General features: G+C 59.4%; 6 protein-coding genes and 2 pseudogenes. 7 read left to right on the top strand and 1 reads right to left on the bottom strand.

Features of this window, described 5'->3' with window-relative positions:
• The 6 genes and pseudogenes from OQK_RS18840 to OQK_RS18815 all read left to right on the top strand — a co-directional run.
• Positions 1-715: pseudogene (locus tag OQK_RS18840) on the top strand (ABC transporter substrate-binding protein); the annotation flags it as partial.
• 176 nt (positions 716-891) lie between these two features.
• The gene (locus tag OQK_RS18835) at positions 892-1,698 is read left to right on the top strand and encodes an alkaline phosphatase family protein (protein ID WP_016773744.1); all 807 of its coding nucleotides are present in this window, start codon (positions 892-894) and stop codon (positions 1,696-1,698) included.
• 5 nt (positions 1,699-1,703) lie between these two features.
• A complete protein-coding gene (locus OQK_RS18830; protein ID WP_161984092.1) occupies positions 1,704-2,540 on the top strand; it encodes an ABC transporter permease in 837 nt (278 codons plus the stop codon).
• Positions 2,527-3,327, top strand: coding sequence for an ABC transporter permease (locus tag OQK_RS18825; RefSeq protein ID WP_016773742.1), 801 nt, complete (start codon positions 2,527-2,529; stop codon positions 3,325-3,327). The genes OQK_RS18830 and OQK_RS18825 overlap by 14 nt, the downstream gene beginning before the upstream one ends.
• Positions 3,324-4,313 (top strand): ABC transporter ATP-binding protein, encoded by a 990-nt coding sequence (locus OQK_RS18820; RefSeq protein WP_016773741.1) that lies wholly within the window; start codon positions 3,324-3,326, stop codon positions 4,311-4,313. Before OQK_RS18825 ends, OQK_RS18820 begins: the two co-directional genes overlap by 4 nt.
• Before the next feature lie 111 nt (positions 4,314-4,424).
• A complete protein-coding gene (locus tag OQK_RS18815; RefSeq protein ID WP_016773740.1) occupies positions 4,425-5,078 on the top strand; it encodes an HAD family hydrolase in 654 nt (217 codons plus the stop codon).
• A gap of 96 nt (positions 5,079-5,174) precedes the next feature.
• Here OQK_RS18815 and OQK_RS18810 read toward each other — a convergent pair whose 3' ends face one another.
• The gene (locus OQK_RS18810) at positions 5,175-6,137 is read right to left on the bottom strand and encodes a zinc-binding dehydrogenase (protein WP_016773739.1); all 963 of its coding nucleotides are present in this window, start codon (positions 6,135-6,137) and stop codon (positions 5,175-5,177) included.
• A 138-nt stretch (positions 6,138-6,275) separates the two neighbouring features.
• Between OQK_RS18810 and OQK_RS18805 the strand changes: the two are divergent.
• Positions 6,276-6,527: pseudogene (locus tag OQK_RS18805) on the top strand (carboxy terminal-processing peptidase); the annotation flags it as partial.

Below are 6,527 nucleotides of genomic sequence, written 5' to 3'. Positions count from 1 at the left end.
ATCAAGTTCCGGACTGGGCCAAGGACAAGGACGGCAACTGGGCACTGGCATACACCGGCACCATCGCCTTCATCGTCAACAAGAAGCTGCTGCACGGCTCCGACGTACCGACCAAATGGGCTGACCTGAAAACCGGTAAATACAAAGTCTCCATCGGCGATGTAAGCACCGCCGCCCAGGCTGCCAACGGTGTCCTCGCTGCCGCACTGGCCAATGGCGGTGACGAGAAAACATCAAGCCTGCCCTGCTGCTGTTCGCCGACCTTGCCAAACAGGGTCGTCTGTCGATGGCCAACCCGACCATCGCCACCATGGAAAAAGGCGAGATCGAAGTCGGCGTGGTCTGGGACTTCAATGGCCTGAGCTACAAAGCCAAGATGGCCAACCCCGATGATTACGTAGTGCTGATTCCATCCGACGGCTCGGTGATTTCCGGCTACACCACGATCATCAACAAGTACGCGAAAAACCCCAACGCCGCCAAGCTGACCCGCGAATACATCTTCAGCGACGCCGGCCAGACCAACCTCGCCCGCGGCAACGCCCGGCCGATCCGCGCCGAACACCTGCAACTGCCGGAAGACGTGAAAGCCAAACTGCTGCCAAACGAGCAGTACAAGAAGGTCACGCCGGTCAAGGACGCCGAGGCGTGGGAAAAGACTTCCAAAGCCCTGCCACAGCAGTGGAACGAAGAAGTCATCGTAGAAATGAAGTGATGGCTTGACCCACTGCTTGATCCGACAAAGATCCCTGTGGGAGCGAGCTTGCTCGCGAATGCGGTTATTCATTCAACATTGATGTTGGCTGATCTGACGCCTTCGCGAGCAAGCTCGCTCCCACAAGGGATTGAGTTGATTTCGGAATATCTGAATTTCGCGGAGTTCTTGCCCCTATGAAGCACAACGTCATCCTTGTCGTGCTCGACGGCCTCAACTACGAGGTTGCATGTCACGCCATGGGGCATCTGCAGGCTTATGTTGGCGCAGGACGCGCGGCGCTCTATCAACTGGAGTGCGAACTGCCGGCCCTGTCCCGACCGCTTTACGAATGTATTCTCACCGGCGTGCCGCCGATCGACAGCGGCATCGTCCACAACAATGTCTCGCGCTTGTCCAACCAGCGCAGCATCTATCACTACGCCCGCGATGCAGGATTGAAAACCGCCGCTGCGGCGTATCACTGGGTCAGCGAGTTGTATAACCGCTCACCGTTCGTGGCCGCGCGCGACCGCCACACCGACGATCCGACATTGCCGATCCAGCACGGGCATTTCTACTGGAACGACCATTATCCGGATTCGCACCTGTTCGCCGACGCCGAAAGCCTGCGCTTGCGCCACGCGCCGGATTTCCTCCTGATCCACCCGATGAACATCGACGACGCCGGGCACAAGCACGGCCTCGACAGCTCGCAATACCGCAACAGCGCGCGCTCGGCTGACGTCATCCTCGCCGACTATCTGCAGAGCTGGCTCGACGCTGGTTATCAGGTATTGGTGACCGCCGACCACGGTATGAACAACGATCGCTCGCACAACGGCCTGCTGGCGGAAGAACGTCAGGTACCGCTGTTCGTCCTCGGTGAGGCGTTCAGCCTCAACCCTGACGCCACGCCGACGCAGACCGAGCTCTGCGGCACGGTTTGCGAACTGCTCGGCGTGCCCCATGACAAACCTGTGTGCCGGGAGCTGCTCAAGTGAATGCCATGAATCGCGGCAAATGGCTCGCGGCGCTGTGTCTGGTGCCCTTCGCGCTGTTCTTTATCGTCTTCGAAATCGCCCCGCTGGTCTGGGTGATGATCAACAGCCTGCAATCGGAAGAGTCCGGCTGGGGCCTGGCCAACTTCAGCAAGATCTTCGGTTCGAAGTTCTATCGGCAGGCGATCCAGTACAGCCTGGAGATCAGTTTCTGGTCGAGCGTATTCGGCATCATCATCGCCGTGCTCGGTGCGTACTCGTTGCGTCGAGTGGATTCGAAGCTGCGCAACTTCGTGAATGCCTTCGCCAACATGACCAGCAATTTTGCCGGCGTGCCGCTGGCGTTCGCCTTCATCATCCTGCTCGGTTTCAACGGCAGCATTACCATCATGCTCAAGCAGTCGGGGATCATTCAGGACTTCAACCTGTATTCGAAAACCGGCCTGATCATCCTCTACACCTACTTCCAGATCCCGCTCGGCGTGCTGCTGCTCTACCCGGCTTTCGACGCTCTGCGTGAAGACTGGCGCGAGTCCGCCGCACTGCTCGGCGCCAACGGCTGGCAGTTCTGGCGGCACATCGGCCTGCCGGTATTGACCCCGGCGTTGCTCGGCACCTTCGTGATCCTGCTGGCTAACGCCCTCGGCGCTTACGCCACGGTTTACGCGCTGACCACCGGCAACTTCAACGTTCTGCCGATCCGTATTGCGGCGATGGTCTCCGGCGACATTTCCCTTGACCCGAACCTGGCCAGCGCCCTGGCCGTGGTGCTCGTGGCGCTGATGACCATCGTCACCGTCGTGCATCAACTGCTGTTGAAGAGGAGCTACCATGTCTCGCGCTGAATCCGGCCCGGCCGGCCTCTACCACCGCGTCGTGGTTTATCTGCTGTTCGCCATTCTGCTGTTGCCGCTGCTGGGCACGCTGGTCTATTCGATCGCCAGCAGTTGGTCGGCAACGATTCTGCCCAGCGGCTTCACCTTCAAGTGGTACATCCAGCTGTGGAGCGATCCGCGCTTTCTGCATGCATTCGGTCAGTCGCTGATCGTCTGCGTCGGCGCGCTGGTGTTATCGGTGGTGCTGATCCTGCCGTTGCTGTTCGTCGTGCATTACTACTTTCCGAAACTCGATGCGCTGATGAACATCCTCATCCTGCTGCCCTTCGCGGTACCGCCGGTGGTGTCCTCGGTGGGGCTGTTGCAGCTCTACGGTTCCGGGCCGATGGCGATGGTCGGCACACCGTGGATTCTGATCGGCTGCTACTTCACCGTGGCGCTGCCGTTCATGTACCGGGCGATCACCAACAACCTGCAAGCGATCAACCTGCGCGACCTGATGGACGCCGCGCAACTGCTTGGCGCCAGCACTTTTCAAGCGGCGTTTCTGGTGGTGCTGCCGAATCTGCGCAAAGGCCTGATGGTGGCGCTGCTACTGTCGTTCTCGTTCCTCTTCGGTGAATTCGTGTTCGCCAACATCCTCGTCGGCACCCGCTACGAAACCCTGCAGGTGTACCTGAACAACATGCGTAACAGCAGCGGCCACTTCACCAGTGCGCTGGTCATTTCGTATTTCTTTTTCGTGCTGGTCCTGACCTGGATCGCCAACATCTTGAACAAGGACAAAAGCGAATGAGCTACGTCAGCGTCCAACACCTGCAGAAAAGTTATGCCGGCACCACGGTGTTCAGCGACATCGATTGCGAAATCAACAAAGGCGAGTTCGTCACCCTGCTCGGCCCGTCCGGGTGCGGCAAGTCGACTTTGCTGCGTTGCATCGCCGGGCTGACCCCGGTGGATGGCGGCAAGATCCTCCTCGACGGCGTCGACATCGTGCCGTTGAGCCCACAGAAACGCGGTATCGGCATGGTCTTTCAAAGCTATGCGCTATTCCCCAACATGACCGTCGAACAGAACGTCGCCTTCGGCCTGCGCATGCAAAAGGTCAACGCCGATGACAGCCACAAGCGCGTGGCAGAAGTGTTGAAACTGGTTGAACTGCACGACTTCGCCAGCCGCTATCCGCATCAACTGTCCGGTGGTCAGTGCCAACGCGTCGCCCTCGCCCGTTCGCTGGTAACCCGCCCGCGCTTGTTGCTGCTGGATGAGCCGCTGTCGGCGCTCGATGCTCGGATTCGCAAGCACTTGCGCGAACAGATCCGTCAGATCCAGCGCGAGCTCGGCCTGACCACAATCTTCGTCACCCACGATCAGGAAGAAGCGCTGACCATGTCGGACCGGATTTTCCTGATGAATCAGGGAAAGATCGTCCAGAGCGGCGACGCCGAAACCCTCTACACCGCGCCGGTTGATGTATTCGCCGCCGGCTTCATCGGCAACTACAACCTGCTCGACGCAGATGCCGCCTCGAAGCTGTTGCAACGGCCGATCAACCACCGCATCGCCATCCGCCCGGAAGCCATCGAACTGAGCCTTGACGGCGAACTCGACGCGCAGATCCGCAGCCACAGCCTGCTCGGCAACGTCATTCGCTATCGCGTCGAAGCACGCGGCGTGGAACTGGTGGTCGATGTGCTCAACCGCTCCGCCGCCGATCTGCATCCCGACGGACAGCGCCTGGCACTTTCCATCGATCCAACGGCCTTGTGCGAAGTAGCATAAAAGCAGCTGCAAGCTTCGAGCTACCAGCTTCAAGTTGTAGACTGCGGTGCACCTGATTTTAATTCTTGCAGCTATTAGCTCGTAGCTTGCAGCTGTTCTCGGAGAGAACCGATGGCTTTGGCAATTTTTGATCTGGACGAAACGTTGATCCACGGCGACTGCTCCTCGCTATGGAGTGAGCAGATGGTCCGCCTCGGCTGGGTCGATGGCGAGTCGTTCATGCAGCGCGACAAGGAACTGATGGATGCCTACGGCCGCGGACATCTGGCGATGGAAGACTATATGGCCTTCAGTCTCGAACCATTGATAGGCCGCACCCCTGAGGAAATCGAGCACTTGGTTGGCCCGTGGGTGGAAGATTTCATCGAGCCGATCATCTTCAGCGACGCGACCAAAACCATCGCCGCCCACCGCAAGGCCGGCGACCGGATTCTGGTGATTTCGGCATCCGGTGCGCACCTGGTTCGCCCGATCGCCGATCGTCTGGGCATCGACGAGATATTGGCCATCGAACTGGAAGTCGCCCATGGCGTGTATAGCGGCAACACCGTCGGCACCCTGACTTACCGCGAAGGCAAGATCACCCGCTTGCTGGAATGGCTGGATGCCGAAGAAGAAAACCTCGAAGGCGCGAGTTTTTATTCCGATTCGCGCAATGATCTGCCGTTGTTGCTTAAAGTGGACTTCCCGCACGTGGTCAATCCGGATCCGGTGCTGCTTGAGCACGCAGAAAAGGCCGGCTGGCCGATCCATCTCTGGAAATAAAAGCAAAAGATCGCAGCCTTCGGCAGCTCCTACTTTTGGAATGCGTGCCTCTGTAGGAGCTGCCGAAGGCTGCGATCTTTTGACCTTGTTTTGCTGTCAGCTCAAACCTTCATTGATCACCAACACCAACTTGCCCGCCACCGTATTGCTCGCCAGTCCGGCAAACGCTGCTTCGGCATCCTTCACCGCAAACGCTTTGGCCAATTGCGGACGCAAGCGGCCCTCGGCAAACAGCGGCCAGACATGCTGGCCCAGGTCACTGAGCAGATCGGCCTTGAACTGATCGCCACGACTGCGCAACGTTGAACCGAGCAGTTGCACACGCTTGGCCAACACCTGCGCCAGATCCAGTTTCGCCTCGCGCCCGCCCATCAAACCGATCAGCACCCAACGCCCGTCCAGCGCCATCAGCTTGAGGTTCAATGCTGAATAATTGCCGCCCACCGGATCGAGAATCACGTCGAACGGCCCGAAGTCGCGCAGGCTCTCCAGATCATCGGTACGCACCACGCCGCCCTGCGCACCCAGCGCTTCGCAGTAAGCCAGGCGCTCGGCGGAACCGACGCTGACCCAGCACGGGTTACCGAAGGCTTTGCACAGCTGAATGGCGGCTGAACCGATTCCACTTGCGCCGGCGTGCAGGAGAATTTTCTCACCGGGCTTCAACGCTGCAAGTTGAAACACATTCAGCCAGACGGTGGCGTACACCTCGGGCAATGCCGCCGCCTCGATCAGCGAAACACCTTCGGGCACTGGCAGCACGTGCCGTCCGTCGACGACCACCTCTTCGGCCATGCCGCCCCCGGCCAGCAAGGCGCAGACCCGGTCACCGACTTGCCAGGACGAGCCCGCGCCGACCTCGCTGATCACCCCGGAGCACTCAAGACCAAGCACTTGGCTGGCCCCGGGTGGCGGCGGATAAAGCCCTGCTTTCTGTAATAAATCGGCGCGATTGAGGCCGGCTGCCGCCACCCGGATGCGGACTTGTCCTACATCGCACGTAAGACTCGGCTCTTCAACCCATGCCACTTGACCTTCAACGCCTTGCAATGCCTTCACACTGCCTCCATAGTGAGTCTGGACTGAGCCCGAAGCTGTAGCGCCGGGCTTTTTGCATTATGCGACCGGCTCTCAAAGAACCGGCGACTTCAAAGACGGCCTAATATGCGTTATCAATTGTCCCCGCGTCGAATCAGCATGAAGCATCTGCTCCCCAGCACCGCCCTCGCTCTTTTCATCGGTATCGGCCTGTTGCCGGTGTCGGGCACCACATTCGCAGCCAACAGCTGGGACAAGTTGCAGCCTGATCGCGATGAAGTCATCGCCAGTCTGAACGTCGTCGAGTTGCTCAAGCGTCACCACTACAGCAAGCCGCCGCTCGACGATGCGCGCTCGGTGATCATCTACGACAGCTACATCAAGCTGCTCGACCCGTCGCGCAGCTATTTC

The sequence above is a fragment of the Pseudomonas sp. R62 genome (assembly GCF_000257605.1).
Taxonomy (GTDB): domain Bacteria; phylum Pseudomonadota; class Gammaproteobacteria; order Pseudomonadales; family Pseudomonadaceae; genus Aquipseudomonas; species Aquipseudomonas atacamensis.
The sequence above is the reverse complement of the archived record's forward strand: the minus strand, read 5'-3'. Positions and strand labels throughout refer to the sequence as shown.

Coding starts and splice junctions, on each gene's coding strand:
- OQK_RS18815 (WP_016773740.1), top strand. CDS start 4,425: ATGGCTTTGGCAATTTTTGATCTGGACGAAACGTTGATCCACGGCGAC.
- OQK_RS18835 (WP_016773744.1), top strand. CDS start 892: ATGAAGCACAACGTCATCCTTGTCGTGCTCGACGGCCTCAACTACGAG.
- OQK_RS18830 (WP_161984092.1), top strand. CDS start 1,704: ATGAATCGCGGCAAATGGCTCGCGGCGCTGTGTCTGGTGCCCTTCGCG.
- OQK_RS18825 (WP_016773742.1), top strand. CDS start 2,527: ATGTCTCGCGCTGAATCCGGCCCGGCCGGCCTCTACCACCGCGTCGTG.
- OQK_RS18820 (WP_016773741.1), top strand. CDS start 3,324: ATGAGCTACGTCAGCGTCCAACACCTGCAGAAAAGTTATGCCGGCACC.